Raw genomic sequence first — 18,386 nt, forward strand, 5'->3', positions numbered from 1 at the left:
TAGAAATCGTCCCCGCGCCTGCCCTATGCTGGTGCCTTCATCGGCACGGTGCCCGATGCCCTTCACGGACATTCCGGCCGGAGACACGCCATGGAAATGCTTACCTGGATCACCTACCTCGGCGTGATCGTCGCCCTGATCATCTTCCCCGGCCCAGTGGCCCTGCTCTGCACCAGCCACGGCCTGCGCTTCGGCCGCCGCCGCGCCGCGGCCACCGTGTGCGGCGGCACCCTGGCCTCGCTAGCCCTGATGGTGCTGTCGTCGCTGGGCCTCGGCGCCATCCTGGCCGCCTCGGAGACCGCCTTCCACGTGCTGAAGCTCGTCGGCGGCGCCTATCTCGTGATCCTCGGCATTCAGGCCTGGCGCCGCTCCGGCGACGACTCGCCGTTGGACGCCACGGATGCCGACGAGGCGCCCCCGTCCGCGAACACCTCCAGTCTCCGCCTGTTCCGCCAGGGCTTTCTGGTCGGCATCAGCAATCCCAAGGACCTGCTGTTCTTCGCCGCCCTGTTCCCCAACTTCATCGACGTGGGCGAGCCCCAGCTGGTGCAGTTCGCCATCCTCGCCGCCACCTGGGCGGTGATCGATCTCAGCCTGATGTGGCTCTACGCCGCCATGGGCTCGGGCCTCGGCCAGTGGTTCCGCCATCCCGGCCGGGCCAAGGGCTTCCACCGCGCCACCGGCGGACTGTTCATGGCCGCGGGCGGCTCGCTGATCGCCACCTCGCCCTAGCCGCCGGCTCAAGGCGTTTCCAGCGGCGTCCTGGCAATCGCCCAGGCCTCGACCTCCTCGGCGCCGGCCCGTCGACACGCCAGGGCCAGGGCGTCGAGGGTGGCGCCGGTGGTCATCACGTCATCGAGCAGCGCCACCCGCGGCGGCAGCGCCTGCGGCACCTCGAAGGCGCCGCGCAGGTTGCCCCGCCGCCCGCGACGGTCGAGGCCCCGCTGGCTCGGGGTGTCCTTGCGCCGCCGAGCCGTGATGGTCGGCACCTCGAGTCTCGCCGCCAGCCGTTCGGCCAGCCAGCGGCCCTGATCGAAGCCGCGTTCCCTCGCGCGACGCGGATGCAGCGGCACGGCAATCAGCGCCTGGGGCGGCTCGATGCTCGTCATATCCTTTTCCAGCCCCTCTGCCAATAACGTCAGCAGCAGCGTGCCGGCCCGGGGCGAGGCATGAAACTTGAAACGCTGCATCAGCCCGGCCACTTCCCCCTCGTAGCGCAGCGGTACCCGGGCGCGAAGGTAGGCCGGCGGTCGCCGTAGACAGTGGCCGCAGGGCCTTGGGGTGACGGTGGCGGGGAGCGGCTCGGCGCAGACCGGGCAGGCCGCGCGATTCCAGGGCAGTGCGGCGTGGCAGTCGTCGCACCAGGGGCGGCCGGGCGTGCAGGCCCCCAGGCAGAAGGCGCAGCGACCCGGCAGCGCGCGGCGCAGCCAGTCGTCAACCTCATGACGCCACAAGGTTGACATGCCGACCGGTCTCCGTACCCTATCGGTCAACTCACGAATTCGTGCCAAGTTGACCATAAGCGAGCCCCTCATGTCTGCCCAGCCCCACGACAACGCCCCGGTTGATCTGACCCTAGCCAGCCGCCCGGACCTTCGCCACGACTGGACCCTCGAGGAGATCGAGGCGCTGTTCGCGCTGCCCTTCAACGATCTGATGTTCCGCGCCCAGCAGGTGCATCGCGCGCACTTCGATCCCAACGCCGTGCAGGTCTCCACCCTGCTGTCGATCAAGACCGGCGCCTGCCCGGAGGACTGCAAGTACTGCCCGCAGTCCGGCCACTACAACACCGGGCTCGGCAAGGAGAAGCTGCTCGAGATCGAGAAGGTGGTGAACCAGGCCAAGGCCGCCAAGGAGGCCGGCGCCAGCCGCTTCTGCATGGGCGCCGCCTGGCGCAGCCCGCGCGAGAAGGACCTCGAGGTGGTGATGGAGATGGTCAGCCAGGTCAAGGCGCTGGGGCTCGAGACCTGCATGACGCTGGGCATGGTCGACGTCGATCAGGCCAAGCGCCTGTCCGAGGCCGGACTCGACTACTACAACCACAACCTCGACACCTCGCCGGACTACTACGGCGAGATCATCACCACCCGCAGCTACGCCGACCGCCTGGACACCCTGGCCAACGTGCGCGAGGCGGGCATGAAGGTCTGCTCCGGCGGCATCCTGGGCATGGGCGAGGCGCCCCGCGACCGCGCCGCCCTGCTCCAGCAGCTGGTGCGCCTGGAGCCGCATCCCGAGTCGGTGCCGATCAACATGCTGGTCAAGGTGCCGGGCACGCCGCTCGAGAACGCCGAGGACATGGACCCGCTGGACTTCATCCGCGCCATCGCCGTGGCCCGCATCCTGATGCCGAAGAGCCACGTGCGCCTTTCCGCCGGCCGCGAGCAGATGGACGAGTCGACCCAGGCCATGGCCTTCCTGGCCGGCGCCAACTCGATCTTCTACGGCGACACCCTGCTGACCACCGGCAACCCCCAGGTGGAGCGCGACCGGGCGCTGTTCGACAAGCTCGGCCTGCATCCGGAGCAGCGCGAGACCTGCGCCGACGACGAGAAGACCGAGGCCGCCCTGGAAGCCGCCATGCGCGAGCGCCAGGACGACGCCCTGTTCTACGACGCCAGCGGGGCCTGATCCCATGGCCGAGACCTGGTCGCGTCGCCTGGCCGAACGGGCCGAGGCCCGCCGCGCCGAGGGGCTGTGGCGCGCCCGCCCCACCTTGGGGCCGGAGGACGGCCGGCTCGACTTCGCCGGCAACGACTATCTCGGCCTGGCCCGCGACCCGCGGCTGGCCGAGGCCCAGGCCGAGGGCGCACGACGCTTTGGCGCCGGCGGTCGGGCCTCGCATCTGGTGTGCGGCCATCAGGACGTTCACGAGGCGCTGGAGCGGCGCCTCGCCGCGCTCACCGGCCGCCCGAGGGCGCTGCTGTTCTCCACCGGCTACATGGCCAACCTCAGCGTGCTGCAGGCGCTGTGCGATCGCCATACGCCGGTGTTCCAGGACCGTCTCAATCACGCCTCGCTGATCGACGGCGCCCGGCTCGCCGGCGCGCCCTCGCGGCGCTTCCATCACCGCGACCTCGACGACCTCGAGCGGCTGCTGTCCCGCGCCCCAAGCGACGCCCCGGCACTGGTGGTCAGCGACGGCGTGTTCAGCATGGACGGCGACGTGGCCGACGTGGCGGGGCTTTCCGCCACTGCACGCCGCCATGACGCCTGGCTGATGATCGACGACGCCCACGGCCTGGGCGTGCTCGGCGAGACCGGCGACGGCTGCGCCGGCCGGGCCCACGGCGTCGACGAGGTGCCGGTGCTGGTCGGCACCCTGAGCAAGGCAATGGGCAGCGCCGGCGCCTTCGTGGCCGGCGACGAGGCGCTGATCGAGCATCTCGTGCAGTTCGCCCGACCCTACGTCTACACCACCGCCCAGCCGCCCGGCGTGGCGGCGGCGACCCTGGCCGCCCTCGACGTGCTCGAGGCCGAACCCGAGCGCCGCGCCCGGCTGCATGAGCGCATCGCGCGCTTCCGCCGCGAGGCCGCCACGCTGGGCCTGTCGCTGGACGCCTCGACCACGCCGATCCAGCCGCTGCGCCTCTGTGACAGCGAGCGCACCCTGCGCTGGGCCACCCGCCTCGGCGACGCCGGCCTGCGGGTCGGCGCCATCCGCGCCCCGACGGTGCCGAAAGGCGAGGCGCGGCTGCGCATCACGCTCTCCGCCGGCCACAGCGACGACGATCTGGATGCCCTGCTCGACGGGCTGGCCGCCTGCCAGCGGGAGGAAACCGCATGAGCGATTCGCCGACGCGCAAGCTGGTACTGCTCAGCGGCTGGGGTTGCGACGCCCGCCTCTGGCGGGCGCTCGACGGCCACTGGCCGGACGGGCTCGAGGTCGCGACGCCGGACTGGCCGGGCTACGGCGAGCGCGAAGCCCTCGGTGATCCCGCCTCGCTGGACGCCCTGGCCGAGGCCATGGCCAGTGAGCTGCCGAGCGACGCCGTCTGGGTCGGCTGGTCGCTGGGCGGCCTGCTGGCCGGCGCCCTGCTCGACCGGCTGCCGGCGCCCCGCGCCCTGGTGCTGCTCGGCATGGGCGAGCGCTTCCCGCACCCGGAGGGCGTCAGCCGCGCCGCCCTGGCCCAGTTTCGCCAGGCCTTCCGACGCGACCCGACGGGTACTCACGCCCACTTCCTGCGCTGGCAGCTCGGCGGCGAGCCGTCGCCCCGTGTCGCCCATCGCCGGCTGCGCGCCCTGCTCGGCGACGAGGCCGGCGCCGATACCGCCACCCTGGCCGCGGGGCTCGCCCAGCTCGCCGAGCTCGACAATGCCGAGCGCCTCGCCTCGCCGCCCTGCCCGGTGCATCGCTTGGCCGGCGAGGCCGACCCGCTGCTGGCCCCAGCGGTGCGCGAGCGAGCCGACTGGCGGCTGCCCGAGGCCGGCCACTGCCCGCTGATCAGCCAGCCGGCACGGCTCGCCCGTGCGCTGGCCGTCATCGCCGCCGCGCCCGCCCGGCCGCTCGCCGACGCGGCCTCGGAGAACACCACATGAACGCCCAGCCGAGCCACGCCGTCGACGCGCGCACCGACGCCCAGGAACGCGACTGGCGCGCCCGGGTCGCCCACGCCTTCTCGCGGGCCGCGCCGCACTATCGCGAGCGCGCCCGGGCCCAGCAGGCCATGGCCGAGCGGCTTCTCGAACGGCTGCCCGAACGCGCCGGCGCCGTGCTGGACCTGGGCTGCGGCCCCGGCGACCTCGCCGCCGAACTGGCCAAGCGCTTCGCTGCTGGCCAGGACGATGGGGCCGCGGTCCAGGGCCTCGACCTGGCCCCGGGCATGCTCGACGAGGCCCGTCGCCGCCATGGCGAGGCCATCGGCTGGCTGTGCGCCGACGCCGCCGACCTGCCGCTGCCCGACGGCGGCCTCGATTTGGTCGTCTCCAACCTGGCGATCCAATGGTGTCCCGACCTCGACGCCGTGCTGGCCGAGGTTCGCCGGGTGCTGCGCCCCGGCGGGCGAGCGCTGATCAACACCCTGGCGCCGGGCACGCTGAGCGAGGTCGGCCAGGCCTGGCAGCGCCCCGCCGCGCTGCTCGGCTTCCACGACGCCGCCCGGCACCGCCGCGCCGCCCACGCGGCCGGCTTCCGCGGCGTCGAGGTCACGGAACGCATCGAGCGCTTCCACTATCCCGACCTCGCCGCGGTGATGGCCTCGATCAAGGGCGTGGGCGCCCAGGTGGCCCGCGACGGCGCCCGGCTCTCGCGCGCCGACGTGGCCCGCGCCGCACGCCGCTTCGAGACGCTTCGCACCGAGGACGGCCTGCCCGTCTCCTACCACCTTCTGACGCTCGACCTGGAACGCTGAGATGACCGCCTACTTCGTCACCGGAACCGACACCGACGCCGGCAAGACCCTCGTTGCCAGCGGCCTGCTGGCCCAGGCCCGCCGCCGCGGCCTGACCACCCTGGGCCTCAAGCCCGTGGCCTCCGGCTGCGACGCCACCGCCAAGGGCCTGCGCAACATCGACGCCTTGACCCTGCAGGCCCAGAGCGAGCCGGCCACGCCCTACGCCGTCATCAACCCCTACACCTACGCGCCACCCATCGCCCCGCACCTGGCCGCCAAGCAGGTCGGCGAGCGACCGACCGTCGACGCCCTGGCCGACCACGCCGCCGGCCCGCTGGCCGAGGCGCGCGGGCTGACGCTGATCGAGGGCGCCGGCGGCTGGCGGGTGCCGCTCAACGACGACGAGGACCTCGCCGGGCTGGCGCTGCGCCTCGAGCTGCCGGTGATCCTGGTCGTGGGGCTCAAGCTTGGCTGCTTGAACCACGCCCGGCTCACAGTCGAGGCGATCCGCGCCGACGGCCTGCGCGTGGCCGGCTGGGTGGGCAACCTGATCGACCCCGAGTTCAGCGCCGACGAGGCCTGCTATCGCGACAACCTCTCGACCCTCGAGCGCACCCTGGACGCGCCCTGCCTCGGCATCGTGCCGCGTCTTGCCGCCGAGACCCCGGACGCCCGCGCCGCCGCAGCCGCCGACCACCTGGCGCTGCCCGACGACGATTGACTTGGCGCAAGGCGTCCGTAGAATATGGACGCCTGCCTGACCCGTGCGGATGTGGTGGAATTGGTAGACACGCCAGATTTAGGTTCTGGTGCCTTCGGGCGTGGGAGTTCAAGTCTCCCCATCCGCACCATTCTAATTACCCCAGCGTCACCTGACGCACCTCCAAGCCCTTTCCCCTCGCGGTTTTCCGCTTCTCGCTATAACCTGACATCACCGTGTATATGGGCCACATAACGCCATGTGGTGTATGCCTGTGTGTATGCCGTAGTTCGAGGCATACAAGCATCGGACAAGGGGTTCGGGGATGAAGCGTTCGGAGATAAAACGCCGGCCATTGGCCGACACAGTGCTGGTCTCGCTCGAGGCTGAGGCGAAAGACTATCGCGAGCTCGATGGGCAAGGCCTCTACTTTCGCGTGAAGCGCAACGGCGCCAAGTCGTGGGAGCTGAGGTATCGGCGACCGAATGGGCGATGGTCGTGGAAAGGCCTGGGCGGGTTCCCGGGGAAGAGCGGCAAGGCCGCGCGACGGGAAGCCGAAGACCTCCGGCGGCTGGCCGCCGATGGCATCGACCTGGCCCACGTCGATCGGGAGGCCAAGCCTCGCCATCTGTTCAAGGAAATCGCCGAGGACTGGTATCAGCGAAAGCTCGATTCAGGCCGTGCATATGGCACCACTCGCCAGATGCGCCTCTACCTCGACAACGACATCCTGCCCGCCCTGGGCCGCAAGCCGCTCGACGAGATCACCCGTCAGGATTGCACCGAACTGCAGCGCACCTTCGAGGCACGGCGCGCGCATAACGTCGCAGAGAAGATCCGAAGCTGGGTCAGCCAGATATTCTCCCTGGCGATTGCCGAGGGAAAGTGCGAGATGAACCCGGCGAGCGAGCTGCGCCACGTGGCCGCCACTCCCCCGAAGACCACCCACTACCCTCACCTCCTCGAGGCAGAGCTGCCCGGCTTCCTTCAGGCGCTCAGCCGTTCCCGCAGCCGACCGGCCACCGTCGCCGCCGTCTGGATGGTTCTGCGGACAGCGTCTCGTCCTGGCATGGTGCGACATGCAGAGTGGAGCGAGATCGATCTGGATGCCGAGACATGGACGATACCGGCGGAGAAGATGAAGACCCGCCGCGACCACGTGGTCGCCCTGCCGAAGCAGACGGTCGCCTCGCTGCGCGACGTCTTTCAGCAGACCGGGCGCCAGCGGCTCGTGTTCCCCGGGCAGGGGCCGAAGCACCCGGTACTCGGTGATAGCACGCTGAACCAGGCCATTGGCCGAGTGGGCTACAAGGGCAAGCTCACCGGGCATGGATCACGCCATACGGCCAGCACCCTGCTGCGCGAGCACGGCTGGCCCAAGGATCACGTCGAGGCGCAGCTGGCCCACAAAGAGCCCGGGGTGGCTGGCGTCTACAACCAGGCGGCCTACCTCAAGCACCGGCGCCGGATGATGCAGTGGTACAGCGACTACCTAGACGCTCTATGCCGCGGCATCACTGACGAGGAGAAGATCGCGTTCAAGAAACGGGTCGAGGATGACTTATAGGCAGGGAGCTAAACGATGACAGATATATGGATAAAGCTGGGTCTCTCTCTCATCAGCTTGCTGGTTGGCGTCGTGCTTGGCCACTGGCTCGCTATACATCGCGACACATTAAGACGATTCAAGGACTCAGCCGCGCCAGCCAAGCAGCAGATAATCAACTGCCTAGAATCTGAAAGATACTGGCAAGCATTGCGAGGTGGGGTTCTTGATAATGTGCGGCATGAACTGAATAACCGGGAACGGAGACGGCTGAGACAGCTAGAAAGCGATTACCAAAGGCTATGCAATGAAGTCGCCGTCTACGGACCGGGCGGCAAGTGGGTGCCTCCGGCGGAAGAAAAGAACGATGAAGCAATCAGTATTCTGGAGAAGATCGTTGGCCTGATTTCACGCCCGTGGTGGAAGATCTGGTAGCTATGCACCGGCAACGCCCCTTCACGGGCGAAAACTCAGCGCCAGCAACTCACACATAGAGTTCCCGTGCTCTGGTTTCGTGTTACGAATCAGTATGCTGCAAGGGGGCGGGTCTCACAAATCGCGGGTTGTCTCACGGATTCCGCGCCACGCCACCGCTTGCCCTCGCCCGCCCTCCTGCCGATACTGTTCATCCGTACAGTTATCGAGAGGCGCGACCATGGCCAAGACATCCAGCTACGACGAGCTGGCCCAACGAATCCAGATCGCCATCCAGGGCGCGAACCGGCGGCAGTGCCGCCAGGTGCATCTGATGCCACAGGAAGATGACGACCTAGACGCATGGGATCAGATCATTGGCCAGATCGACGAGAACGAGAACGTCGACATCACAAGAACGCCGGAGGGTTGGCTGGTCAGCTGGGTGCCGGCGGAGGTGTGAGGTGGATCCAGGGCGGGAAGCGCTGCAGTGGCGCAAGCGGCTCGAGAGGCGGGGATGGGTCAGCCTGACCCGTGGGGAGGCATCGATCCATCGGGTGATCGAGTATCACGTGATCTGGCAGGGTTGGCTGATCAGCGGGCGGGTGGCGCTGGGCCGGGAGGATCGGGCGGCGGGATGGTGGGAACCGGGCTCTCCGGTCTATTTGCTGGCCAGGCGGCACGGGATCACCGAGGGGGTGTGGCGGTATTGCAGGCAGCCTGGGGCCAGGCTGGGGCAAGTGCGGCGGCGGGTGCCGTGGAGGAAATGAGGGTAGATGGGCCGTCCATGGCCCGGGCCCGTCATGACCCTGCCCTCACCATAGCGCGGAGGGTAGCGTAACGCCGTAGGCGATTGCCGATGGCAGATGTCAGACGTTGGGGTCGCTGTACTCGCTCTCGCTGATGCGGGCGATCTGGTTGCCCTGGCTGTCGTAGAGATAGCCGTCCCCCGGATTCTGCGAGCTGATCGTCTTCCATCCGCCCGATGCGCTCGGCGCGAGGTCGAAGGAGTTGCCGTAGTCGTCGCACAGCGAGATGGAGTCGCGAGGCGCGGAGTAGGAACCGTCGTTTTCCGGGTCGTATTTCGAGCCAACGATCTTGCCGCCCTTGATGCCGAGGTTGACGCAGCCGTCCTCTGGCCATGTGTCAGCCAGCGGCACAACCGTGCAGTAATCGTCCTGAATTTCGCCACATTCGTAGCTATATATATTAGATGTGCCGATAACACTGCCCTGGCCATCAGCAATATTGCCAGGCGATACATAATAACCAGCGCAACTACCGGGATCATCCTCAACGATAGGCTCTCTGACATAATACCAGCCGGGTGGGAGTCGTTCTTCGTAGGCCTCTCTCCATGACGAGTAACGATTCAGATTTCCACCCAGCCTCCAGTAACAACCTGCCTCATAACTGGGGGCAGGGCCTGGCTGAGTTGGGCTCTCCCAGCCCTCTGGCGGCAGCCAGTCGTCGCCCTCGAAACAGACAGGATCGTCGGTCACGCAGTTGGTGAGTCCGGTCAGCGAGCCCGCACCCATATCGAGATTCGCCGGACTATTCGGGTCTAGTCCGCCACTAGCGTCCTGCCCGGCGCCCTCGTCATCGGGATTACGTGACGACATGCCCGGGTTGGCGTTGCCCGATGTGGAGCCGTCGCAGCATATCCGAGAGTCGCTAGACGATTCCGCTCGCGATCCCTCGCTATCGTAGCCGCCGCGATTCGTAGCTGCATCGATAGCGCTGGCACTATCAGGGTCATTTCTTGCCAATCGTTGTATCGCAAAGACTATTCGCTGATTGTTGGTACTCATGCGGGTTCCTTACGCGGCGACACGACGAATTGGGCGAGTGCGATAGCTAGTGAAATCCTTAAGGTAAATGCCTTCAGACCCATCGCTAAATGTTAGTCTGTATGCCTGCGTCGCATTAAACTCAGTGCTTGACCAGGATCTATCGCCTGATGCTGTGTTATTCGAAAACTCAGTATGCGCGCTCAGGTTGGCGATCATCAGCTGCAACTGCGATCTGGAAGGCAAGTGCCAGTCATTGAAACCACCACCGGCGTAGTTCACGCAGTGCTCACCGGCAGGATGATCTGCGATCCCTGCCGTCACCATTGCCTGCGTATTCGCCAGGCCGTCGTCATAGCTATCTGTGCCCGGGGTCGTGGTTTGTGACGTTTTCCATTGCAGACCATACGCCTCCGATTCGGCATCGCCAGCAATGATGTAGTAATCCACGCCGCCAATGGTGTCGATGCCGGCGAAAATTCCACCACCGATGGCATCACCAATAGAGGCGCCGGCGTAGTCCGGGGCATTGGAGAGGTTGATGCTATCCTCATCACTCACCACCCCCACCCCCGTCTCATCGAACGGCTGCACGCGATAGTAGTAAGTGCCGTCGGCCAGATACTCGCTCTCGACATACTCCGCCCATTCGCCGAGACCGACGGGGCCGACCGTGGCGATAGGCGCGGGGAGGTTCTCCGGGTCCATCGGAGAGGTCGAGCGGAACACGCGGTGGCCCAGGTGGCCGCTGCTCTGGTTGATCCATCGAATGAGCTGGGGCATCAGGTGACCTCCACGGCGAGGGTGTCGCGGGGGATGGCGACGTTGTAGGTGTGGGTGCGGGTGCCGATGATCTCGTCGACCTGGCCACGGTCGACGGCGGGGGTGACGATGATCACCGAGCCATCGGGCTCGATGCGGCTGGGGCCGGTGATCTCGGCCTCTCCGGTCGGCGCCGGGCAGTCTGGCGTTTCGGGCAGGGCCTGACTGTCGGCGTTGAGCTTGTATTTGCTGGGCGGCGCGGGCAGTGCCCAGTCCTCGCTGACGCTGACGCCTGAGCTGACCAGGGAGACGGCGAGCTTGATCGAGGTGTAGTCGTCGCCCTTGGGGCCGATCACGTGCTGGAACTCGGTGACGGTGCCGAGTGCCTCGACGCTGGCCGAGATGGCACTGATCGGGGTGCCGATCTCCACCGGCAGCACGTCGCCGCGGCTGCGGAACTCGGCGTGGTTCTGACGGTGGGCGGCGAGGATGCGTTTCTCGGCCTGACGCTGCAGCGAGCGCATGGCGAGTTCGACCTCGTCGCGGCGGTCGTCGGGATCGGCGACGATGGTGCAGCCGCGCTCTTCGAAGATGCTGCCGTCGATGCGGGTCTCGGCGGAGACGCGCGATGCGCTGCCCTCGATGGCGCCGAACTGGTCGATACTCTCCGGCGCCTCGATGGTGATCTCGTACACCTCGCGCTTGGGCTGGCTGATGTATCGCTCGAGCGTGGCCGAGCCACCCATGGCACGCGTCTGCCGGAACACTTCGGTGGCCGAAAAGGCGATGCGTTCGACGAATGCCGATGAGCGATCGCGATACCAGCCGTTGTCGGGAATACTCCCCACGCTGTAGTCGATGACGTTCCAGTTGCCGATGCCCGTCAGCGCGCTGCGAATGGCCTCCTTGGTCGGCACGATATGCCCGCTCTTGGGCAGCCCGGTGCCGGATTCCCGGTCCATTGATACCTGCACACTGTGCGTCAGCGTGTTGCGCTGGAAGTAGCGGTACTCGAGCGTCGCGCGCAGCCGGTTGGTGATGACGTCGCGGGTGGCGTACTCGAACGACACGCCCGTCCGGTGGATGTCGCAGTTGCCCAGCACATGCTCGGGCGTGCCGACCGCCCAGGGCGAGTAACGCAGCACGCCGGCGGCGGTGTAGTCGAGGGAGCCGGGCACGGTTTTCATCAGCTCGGCCACCCAGTCGGCGCCGGTGGCGCCCTCTTGCTGGGCGATCTCGGAATACAGGCCGCCGGTCATCTGGCGCAGGCGGGCCTGGTCCTCGTCGGCGATGCGCTCGTGGCGCAGGTCGGAGCAGTGCAGCGTCAATTCCTTGGTCTGGTGGTTCCACACCGGGCGCACCACGTGGCCGGTGAACAGCGGGACCAGTTGGCCGTCGAGGATCTTGCCGATGGTGACGCTCTGGCCCTGGTAGCCGGGCACGTCGATCGGGCCCTGGGGGAAGCGCGATAGGCGCAGGGTGGCAGTCTTCGCATCGCCCTCGGCGCCGTTGACGCGGATGTCGCGGCGCACGCGGGCGGAGACGTCCTGCCCGTTGAGCGAGACGCGTACGTTGACGACCGGGTCGTTCGGCTCGCGCAGAATGACCTGTCGCAGGCGGGCCACGGTGCGCGCCGGCTGCACCCGGCGCACGGCCTGGGCCAGCATGGCCACGGTGCGCGCGGGCTGGGCGTTGTAGAGCACTACCCGCTGCGAGAGCACGGCCACGGTGTGGGCCGGGGTGAGCACGTAGCCGGTGCGCTGCCGCAGGGTGGCGACGGTGCGCGCCGACTGGCTGCGCACCACCTGCTGCGAGAGCGTGGCGACGGTACGCGCCGGGCGCAGGCCGCCGGTGTACTGCTGCAGCGTGGCCACGGTGGCCGCGGGGTTGGTGCGCTGCACGCCCTGCTCGAGGGTGGCCACCGGCGCCAGCGACTGCACCGTCAGGTTAGTGGGCTGGGCGAGGGCCATGCGCAGGGCTCCTTACGAGACAGCGGAGTCGACGGTGGCCACGACCTGCAGCGAGAGCTCGGTGGAATCGACCACGGCAGTGACAGCGTTCTCGACGCGCACGTGCACGGCGACCGCCCCGCTGATACCGGAGAGCAGATGTTCGCCGTTGGTGGAATCCGTCTCGCTGATCGTCAGGCTGGCGGCGGCGGTGTTGGTGTCCAGCTCGCCGGCGGTCAGCGCCAGCGTCACCTCGTCGGCGGCGTGGCCGCTGCTGGGGGCGTCATCGACGACCGAGACCAGAATGGCATCGGTGCCGGGGTTCGAGGCGGCCTGCTGGATCTGCACACCGTTATCGCCCGGGTCGTCGTCAACGTTGGCGTAGTAGAGCACGCGGTCCTGCGGGTTATCGGAGAGGTCCGACTCGTGCACGAAGTTGAGCGTGCCGCCGAATTCCTGGGTGCAGGCAGCGTCGGTATACCATTTCCATCCAGCCATGGAGGCCTCCAGACGAAAGCGCCCGGCGCAGGGCCGGGCGGTGGGGAACGAAAGCGCCCCGCCATCGAGCGGGGCGCTTGGTGTGCGGTGGAGCGCTATCGGGTATCGGCGCCGTAGCTCTCGAGCTGGCCGTTGCACATGGTCACGCGGGTGTGCCAGCCGCGGCGGCTGTCGCGGTACCAGAGATCGTCGCAGCGGCCGCCGCTGCCGACGTAGGTGTTCACATCGTCCGGGCGGCCGAGGATGTGCTCGACGTCCTGCCGGCTCATGCCGCGCAGCAGGGTGCCGCGGTTGCGGGCGCGCACCAGCTCATTGCGCGAGAGGCCGGCGGACTGGGCGCGCTGGCGGATCGACCGGGGCGTTTGCACGTCCTGCCCGTTGCGCGCGGCCTGACCGGCCTGGCGGTAGCGGCGCGAGCCCTGGCTGCCGCCCTGGTTGAACTGCAGCGTCGGCGGTTGCCGGGGCGCGGTGTAGCTGGAGACGTTGCCGCGGTCGATGACGGTGCCACCCCCTCCCCCGCAGCGGTCGCTGTAGGAGCCGTCGGCGCAGCGCTTTACCTGGGCGTCGGCCGCCAGTGGCAGCGCCAGCAGCGCGATGGCGATGATGATTCGGTGCATGATGACCTCCCTGTGGTTGCCCACGTCAGGATAGATCACCACTTCTTCTTGGGGCAGCTGGCAAACACGCGCATGGCCAGCGCACACCCGCAGGCGCCGCAGCGCGGAACCTGGAAATCGAGCCGGCCCTTGGGGTGCACCTCGCCGCCGCAGTGCTTGCAGGCCAGGCTGGCGTCGTCGTGGCCGGTGACGGTCTGGTGCTTGCCGCAGCTGGTGCACGCCCCGCGCACGGTGAGGATGGCGTGCGGGCACGTCTCGCACACCGCCAGGCGCTGGCGATGCTTCTCGGTGTGGATGCGCATGGTTATCTCCGGGTGCCGGCGGCGGCCGCCTCGAGCACATCGACCAGAGCGCTCTCGACCTCGGCCTCGCCGGTGGTGGTCTCGCCGTTCGCGCCAACGACTGACAGCTGGATGGGCACTCGGTCGGCGGAACCTGTGCCGGTGCCGGTACCGCCTCCTCCGCCGCCGATCCGCTGAGCGGAGCCGATGGCCTCCATGCCCGAGGCGGGCCGGGTGTAGGTGCCGTGGGCGGTCGGGTTCGGCTCGAGCCAGTAGGGCGATGTGTCCTTGCCGGCCTCGATGCGCTGGCGAACGCTCCGGCCGCCGTTATCCTGCTCGCCCTCCATCGCGCCCATGGCGCCACGTCCCCAGTCAGCGGCGCCGCCATAGGCCGAGGCGAGGCGCTGGGACGAACGCGACAGCTCGGTGTTGAAGTCGCGAAGGCCGGTGGTGCCCTCCTCCGCCTTGTCGGTAAAGTCGGCCACGGCCCGGCTGGCGTCCGTTTCGCCGGCGGTGCTATACGGGCGACCCGCCTGCTCGTTGGTGAGCATCAGGGTCGACGGCGTGGCGTCGCTGGCGCCGCCCGAGCCATCCCCAGCGCCAGCATCGCCGCCGGCGCCACCACCGCGGCCCATGCCGGTCAGCTGGTTCTGCAGATCGATGCCGCGCTGCAGCCGCGCCTCGAGATCCTTGAGCTTCTCGATCTCCCGGTCGATAACCGATTGCGGCGCCTGCATCGGCCCATGGGTCAGCCGGTCGATCTTGGCCTGCTGGTCTTCCACGGCTTCGGTCATGCGCTCGATGTCGTGCAGACCGGGGCCGTTGACCCAGGCGGCAATCTCCTCGCCCACCCAGCTCATCCCCTCGACCACCTTGTCGATGGCCGTGACGGCCCAGCCCATCGCCGTGGCGATAGCCTCGCCCAGCGCCTTGGCATTCTCGAGGGTCTGGGGATCGCTCAGCTGATCCACCAGGCTGTTCACCGCCGGCAAGGCGCCGAGCACCATCTCGTTCTTCATGCCGATCGCGGCGCCGGTCAGCTCATCGATGCCGGTCTTCGCCGCGCGCAGGCGGTCGAATTCCATCTCCGAGAACACGTTGCCGGTGCGCTCGGCCTCATTGCCCAGGCGCTGCATCTCCGCCCCGCCGTTGGCCAGCAGCGGGATCAGCGCCGTGGTGTCGGAGGCGATGGCCTCCATGTAAAAGGTCATGTCCTTCTGCGACACCCCGGCCGCTTCGAGGCTGGAGACGTAGAGCTGGAGCGCCTCGGGCCCGGAGAGCCGCGCGAACTGATCGGCTGTCACGCCGACCTTCGGCGCGATGTTCTCGAAGAAGTCGGCCATCGGGCCGCCGCCGGTCTGAACGTAATCGCCGATGCGGTCGTTCACATCCTTGAGGATGTCGGCCAGCTTCTCCTGATCGACGCCGAATCGGTTGGCCCCGTAGGACATCCGCTGGAACGTCTGCGTGGTGGTATCGCCCATCTGGGCGTACCGCTCCAGCTCGCGGGCGTTGTTGATGGTCTGCACGGCCATGGCGCCGAAGGCCGTAGCCGCCGCCACACCAGCCAGCTTGAACGCGTTACGCACTTTCTCGAGGTCGCGACTCACCTGCCGGCGCCACTTCGCCGAGCGGCGCTGCGCCTTGTCCATGCCCTGAACGAAGCCGCCGGTGCGGGCCACCAGGTCGAGCGTCAGCTGCCCGAGTGAACGAGTGGCCATGGCAATCTCCGCGCATAGAAAAGGCCGCCCCGTGGGGCGGCCTTGAGTGAAACGAGGTGGGTAGGGTCTAGCTGCTACCGTTGTCCTTCAGATAGACCAGCTGCCGGGCGGCTTTGCGGTCTGGTTGGAGCGTGAGGGACGCGCCGTCGGTCATCTCCAGGTCGGCGATGAAACGCTTGTCGGAATAGAACGAGCCGGCGATGGCGAGGCCGAAACCTACCAGCCAGCCGAATGGGCCCATAAACAGGCCGAACAGGAATGCCAGAATCAGCCCGCCGAAGATGGCACCGATGACACCGAAGCGGCGATTCACCTCCTGCCGGACGTTGACCGATTCCACCTCGTCGGGGCCGTACTTCGCGTTCTTCAGGCCCATGACCTCCAGCTTGCCGTTGCGCAGCTGAGCCTTGCCGCTGGGCCCGAACGATCCACCGATGATCTTCATGACGCGGCCCTCCCGTCACGGCTGACGCGGCGGCCTTCATGATCGACTTCGACGACCTCGCCGCAGCCCTCGCACAATTCCCAAACGGTTTCGCCCCGCCGGCACAGGCCGGCAAGGTCACGACTGTCGTGCCCGAGATACTGCTCGGCGCACTGCTTGCAATAATCCGCCATCGCGGCCTCCCTGCGCTGAGTTGCTCACTCAGATTAGTGCAGGGTCAGCCCTGGGTCAGGTCCAGCGCCTCATGGCCTCTTCGTGATCGATCGGCGGGTCGGCCTCGTCGTCGGTGAGGTGAGGCATGAAGTCCGCGGCCGTCCAGTCGGTGCCGTCCGTCTTCTTCCAGTTGGCCTGCGCCAGAAGCGAGCAGATCGTGGCGGCGCCTTGTTCAAAGCGCATCCCAAGGTTCAGCCCGCCCCGCTTCCGCCGGTACGCCAGCCAGGAATAGAACTCGACGATGCTTAGGTTCTGCTGAGCCTCCGCGATGGTGCGGCCACCCACGCCGGCAAGCACCAGCTCGTGCCACACCTCATCGCCAAGGCTCAGCTCTTCGCCTTTCCCGGGTTGTTGACCTCACCGATCACGCCGAGCAGGGCCATGGTCAGGTTGTGGTCGAGCGGGCCGCGATCGGGGTCGGCCTCGCCGGTCACGTCCTGGGGTGTGAAGACAGGCTTGCCCTTGTCGTCGCAGATGCTGGCGGCGATGCGGCCGGCGATGCCATCGACCTGGCCGCCGAACGCCTGGGCGTCGTACACGGCAGTCATGTAGCTGAGCCGACGGACGTAGACCGTCGCCGTGTATTCCTCGCCCTGGCACTCCCAGGTGATCTCTTTCTCCACCGGCGCGCCGGTGAACGCCCCCATCTGCTGGAGGCGGTCGATGCTCAGGTTCATGCGTCAGCTCCTTACGCGGACTTGCGCTGCCACTTCAGTTTTCCGGAGCGCTGGAACGGCACGGTGCCGCTGACTAGGGCGTTGGTCTGGAAGTCGAACGAGAAGTCAGCGAAATAGCCGTCGTATTGCAGCCAGGTGCGGTTCGTCGGCAGGTCGACCTCGCCGTTGCTGTCCAGCGTCGGGTGACCCGATGTGGCCGGCTTCCCATCGGCATCCTTCGGCCCATCGGACCAGCCGACCAGCAGCGTGGTGTTGGGGCTGGGTGACATCTGCGACATCAGGAACATCGCATAGTGGCTGTCCATATCGGGATCGGGGCGCACGCCGATGGAAGCCTCGGCGGGATCACGCAGTCCGGCCTTGTACTCCATGTCGTTGGATTCGAGACAGGTGTCGTCGAGGCGCGAGGCGGGGTTGCCGCCGGGGTTGTGAGTCGTCGCGCACTCGATCTTCGTGATTGCATCGGTGCTCGAGGACTTGTCGATGAAAAACAGCTCGGTGCCTTGTGCCAGTTTGGACATGGCGGGTTACCTCTGCTCAGGTTGCGGGCATAGAAAAGCCCGCGCGGCGGCGGGCGAGCGGTGAGCGGGCTGGGCGTCAGCGGGGGACGTACCAGTCCACGTCGAAACCGATGTGCTTGTGCTTGGTGTCGGGGTCGGTGTCCTGCGCGCCCCAGCGGGTGATGGTGGCCACCGGCTCGATGGCGTCGCGCAGCGCGGCGGCCACGGCGATGACGTCGGTGCTCGATGCGGCATAGACGTCGACCTGTAGCGAGAACGCATCCATGTCCGGCCGGTCGGCCAGGTTGTTGGCCGGGCTGCCGCCGGGGATCATCTGCCACACGGCGTAGGGCGAGGCCACGCCCTGGGGCGCATCGTCGAACGGATAGAGCCGCGTCGGGTTGGTGCCCAGCAGCGCAGTCACCGGCGCCGAGGCGACGCAGGTCGGGAAGATCGGGGGAGTCATCAGCGGCCTCTATTCGCTCGGCGGATGGCGCGCACCAGCGCCTTGTCGAACTGCTGCAGGAACTCATCGGTGGCGGGCTCGATGCTCTCCTCCATGCCGGGGCGCATGAACGGTACGGCCGGCATCTTAGCGGTACCGAACTCGAGGAATCGCCAGTAGTAGGTGTCGCCGCCGGGGTTCGCCTGGTTCTTGAACCGGGAGGTGGAGCCACCGAGGATGCCGACGCTCATCTTCATGTCGCGCGTCTGGCGCATGTACGCACCGTCGTAGCGGACCACGACGTTGGCGGCGATGCTCTCGGCGGTCTTCGGGTCGTCCAGGCGCGCGGCCCGGGCGGCCACGTTCTCGCGCACGATCGCCGCGGCCTTGCGCAGCGCGAAGCGCGTAGACCGTTTGCGCGGCAGCTCCTCGACCTGCTTCATCTTCGCCAGCGCCTCGTCGACGCCCTCGAGGTTGAAGGAGGCGTCAAGCATG

At 67.8% G+C, this 18,386-nt stretch carries 23 protein-coding genes and 1 tRNA gene; 10 read left to right on the forward strand and 14 right to left on the reverse strand.

The features are described 5' to 3' along the window. Positions 1–90 precede the first annotated feature (90 nt). Positions 91–732 (forward strand): LysE family translocator, encoded by a 642-nt coding sequence (locus tag MYL53_RS05590; RefSeq protein WP_247852621.1) that lies wholly within the window; start codon positions 91–93, stop codon positions 730–732. A gap of 8 nt (positions 733–740) precedes the next feature. Here the strand turns inward: MYL53_RS05590 and MYL53_RS05595 are convergent, their stop codons facing one another. After that, entirely contained in the window at positions 741–1,463 is a 723-nt protein-coding gene (locus MYL53_RS05595) for a ComFC family protein (RefSeq protein ID WP_247852623.1), read from the reverse strand. Positions 1,464–1,533: 70 nt separating this feature from the next. Between MYL53_RS05595 and bioB the strand changes: the two genes are divergently transcribed. From bioB to MYL53_RS05640, 9 genes are all read left to right on the forward strand, one after another. Continuing rightward, positions 1,534–2,631 carry a biotin synthase BioB gene (bioB, locus tag MYL53_RS05600; RefSeq protein WP_247852625.1) on the forward strand — a complete coding sequence of 366 codons (1,098 nt, stop codon included), beginning with the start codon at positions 1,534–1,536 and terminating at the stop codon, positions 2,629–2,631. Between the two features lie 4 nt (positions 2,632–2,635). After that, complete coding sequence (bioF, locus tag MYL53_RS05605; protein WP_247852626.1) at positions 2,636–3,787, forward strand: 8-amino-7-oxononanoate synthase; 1,152 nt, start codon at positions 2,636–2,638, stop codon at positions 3,785–3,787. Continuing rightward, positions 3,784–4,539 (forward strand): alpha/beta fold hydrolase, encoded by a 756-nt coding sequence (locus MYL53_RS05610; protein ID WP_247852628.1) that lies wholly within the window; start codon positions 3,784–3,786, stop codon positions 4,537–4,539. The genes bioF and MYL53_RS05610 overlap by 4 nt, the downstream gene beginning before the upstream one ends. Further along, positions 4,536–5,351, forward strand: a complete 816-nt coding sequence (locus tag MYL53_RS05615; protein ID WP_247852630.1) for a methyltransferase domain-containing protein — start codon at positions 4,536–4,538, stop codon at positions 5,349–5,351. Before MYL53_RS05610 ends, MYL53_RS05615 begins: the two co-directional genes overlap by 4 nt. A 1-nt stretch (position 5,352) precedes the next feature. Next, the gene (bioD, locus tag MYL53_RS05620; protein ID WP_247852631.1) at positions 5,353–6,054 is read left to right on the forward strand and encodes a dethiobiotin synthase; all 702 of its coding nucleotides are present in this window, start codon (positions 5,353–5,355) and stop codon (positions 6,052–6,054) included. A 45-nt stretch (positions 6,055–6,099) separates the two neighbouring features. Further along, positions 6,100–6,184: transfer RNA gene (locus tag MYL53_RS05625), tRNA-Leu, on the forward strand. 174 nt (positions 6,185–6,358) lie between these two features. Then, positions 6,359–7,600 (forward strand): tyrosine-type recombinase/integrase, encoded by a 1,242-nt coding sequence (locus MYL53_RS05630; RefSeq protein WP_247852633.1) that lies wholly within the window; start codon positions 6,359–6,361, stop codon positions 7,598–7,600. A 15-nt stretch (positions 7,601–7,615) separates the two neighbouring features. Then, positions 7,616–8,014: a hypothetical protein gene (locus MYL53_RS05635; RefSeq protein WP_247852635.1), complete on the forward strand. Its 399-nt coding sequence runs from the start codon at positions 7,616–7,618 to the stop codon at positions 8,012–8,014. Between the two features lie 220 nt (positions 8,015–8,234). After that, positions 8,235–8,456: a DUF1654 domain-containing protein gene (locus tag MYL53_RS05640; RefSeq protein WP_247852637.1), complete on the forward strand. Its 222-nt coding sequence runs from the start codon at positions 8,235–8,237 to the stop codon at positions 8,454–8,456. Between the two features lie 406 nt (positions 8,457–8,862). Here MYL53_RS05640 and MYL53_RS05645 read toward each other — a convergent pair whose 3' ends face one another. From MYL53_RS05645 to MYL53_RS05705, 13 genes are all read right to left on the reverse strand, one after another. Next, a complete protein-coding gene (locus MYL53_RS05645) occupies positions 8,863–9,804 on the reverse strand; it encodes a hypothetical protein (RefSeq protein ID WP_247852638.1) in 942 nt (313 codons plus the stop codon). A gap of 9 nt (positions 9,805–9,813) precedes the next feature. Then, entirely contained in the window at positions 9,814–10,566 is a 753-nt protein-coding gene (locus MYL53_RS05650) for an Lcl domain-containing protein (protein ID WP_247852640.1), read from the reverse strand. Continuing rightward, positions 10,566–12,515 (reverse strand): hypothetical protein, encoded by a 1,950-nt coding sequence (locus MYL53_RS05655; protein WP_247852642.1) that lies wholly within the window; start codon positions 12,513–12,515, stop codon positions 10,566–10,568. Before MYL53_RS05655 ends, MYL53_RS05650 begins: the two co-directional genes overlap by 1 nt. A gap of 12 nt (positions 12,516–12,527) precedes the next feature. Continuing rightward, the gene (locus tag MYL53_RS05660) at positions 12,528–12,992 is read right to left on the reverse strand and encodes a hypothetical protein (protein ID WP_247852644.1); all 465 of its coding nucleotides are present in this window, start codon (positions 12,990–12,992) and stop codon (positions 12,528–12,530) included. 95 nt (positions 12,993–13,087) lie between these two features. Beyond that, positions 13,088–13,609 carry a hypothetical protein gene (locus MYL53_RS05665; protein WP_247852645.1) on the reverse strand — a complete coding sequence of 174 codons (522 nt, stop codon included), beginning with the start codon at positions 13,607–13,609 and terminating at the stop codon, positions 13,088–13,090. 35 nt (positions 13,610–13,644) lie between these two features. Further along, positions 13,645–13,911: a hypothetical protein gene (locus MYL53_RS05670; protein WP_247852647.1), complete on the reverse strand. Its 267-nt coding sequence runs from the start codon at positions 13,909–13,911 to the stop codon at positions 13,645–13,647. A gap of 2 nt (positions 13,912–13,913) precedes the next feature. Next, positions 13,914–15,611, reverse strand: a complete 1,698-nt coding sequence (locus MYL53_RS05675) for a hypothetical protein (RefSeq protein WP_247852648.1) — start codon at positions 15,609–15,611, stop codon at positions 13,914–13,916. 67 nt (positions 15,612–15,678) lie between these two features. Then, positions 15,679–16,056: a hypothetical protein gene (locus MYL53_RS05680; RefSeq protein ID WP_247852650.1), complete on the reverse strand. Its 378-nt coding sequence runs from the start codon at positions 16,054–16,056 to the stop codon at positions 15,679–15,681. Between the two features lie 228 nt (positions 16,057–16,284). Further along, on the reverse strand, positions 16,285–16,581 hold the full coding sequence (locus MYL53_RS05685) for a phage tail assembly protein T (protein ID WP_247852651.1): 297 nt from the start codon (positions 16,579–16,581) through the stop codon (positions 16,285–16,287). A gap of 14 nt (positions 16,582–16,595) precedes the next feature. Continuing rightward, positions 16,596–16,946 carry a phage tail assembly chaperone family protein, TAC gene (locus MYL53_RS05690; protein WP_247852653.1) on the reverse strand — a complete coding sequence of 117 codons (351 nt, stop codon included), beginning with the start codon at positions 16,944–16,946 and terminating at the stop codon, positions 16,596–16,598. Positions 16,947–16,957: 11 nt separating this feature from the next. Beyond that, positions 16,958–17,467: a phage tail tube protein gene (locus tag MYL53_RS05695; protein ID WP_247852655.1), complete on the reverse strand. Its 510-nt coding sequence runs from the start codon at positions 17,465–17,467 to the stop codon at positions 16,958–16,960. A 76-nt stretch (positions 17,468–17,543) separates the two neighbouring features. After that, on the reverse strand, positions 17,544–17,912 hold the full coding sequence (gene gp17, locus MYL53_RS05700) for a tail completion protein gp17 (RefSeq protein WP_247852657.1): 369 nt from the start codon (positions 17,910–17,912) through the stop codon (positions 17,544–17,546). Further along, positions 17,912–18,385 (reverse strand): HK97-gp10 family putative phage morphogenesis protein, encoded by a 474-nt coding sequence (locus MYL53_RS05705; protein ID WP_247852659.1) that lies wholly within the window; start codon positions 18,383–18,385, stop codon positions 17,912–17,914. The genes gp17 and MYL53_RS05705 overlap by 1 nt, the downstream gene beginning before the upstream one ends. Between the last annotated feature and the right edge of the window lies 1 nt (position 18,386).

The sequence above is a fragment of the Halomonas getboli genome (assembly GCF_023094245.1).
Classification (GTDB): Bacteria; Pseudomonadota; Gammaproteobacteria; order Pseudomonadales; family Halomonadaceae; genus Halomonas; species Halomonas getboli.